Origin of the sequence: Desulfonatronum sp. SC1, assembly GCF_003046795.1 — a bacterium.
In the GTDB taxonomy this organism is placed as follows: Bacteria; Desulfobacterota; Desulfovibrionia; order Desulfovibrionales; family Desulfonatronaceae; genus Desulfonatronum.
Window position 1 is genome coordinate 1 of record NZ_PZKN01000216.1, and the last position, 403, is coordinate 403.

Here is a 403-nt window from a genome sequence, read left to right on the forward strand (position 1 = left end):
ATCACCTGCGCGGACAGGGTATCAATTTCCCTTACGGACAAAAAACAGCATGGTACATAAGCCAGGCAGAGGAGAAGCCGGAAACCGGTGTTGGCGACGATGGTTTGCGTCAATATGGGTTGTCATACATCAGCAGGATTTCATATAACTATAACAACAAATATCTGATTTACGGAACCATGCGTGCCGATGGAAGTTCCAAGTATCAGGAGAAATGGGGTTATTTCCCCTCTGTTGGTGTGGGATGGATTCCATCTGAAGAGGCATTTATGGAAGGTGTGGATGCAGTTGATTTTCTTAAGTTACGCGCCAGTTGGGGCCGTTTGGGGAACGACAAAATTCAGGCCAGTGACGGTGCCAGAACCACTTCGGTAGTGTACACATCAATTAACGACCAGTATAC

At 46.9% G+C, this 403-nt stretch carries 1 pseudogene; it reads left to right on the forward strand.

The features are described 5' to 3' along the window. Positions 1 to 403, forward strand: a pseudogene (locus tag C6366_RS21335) (hypothetical protein); the annotation flags it as partial.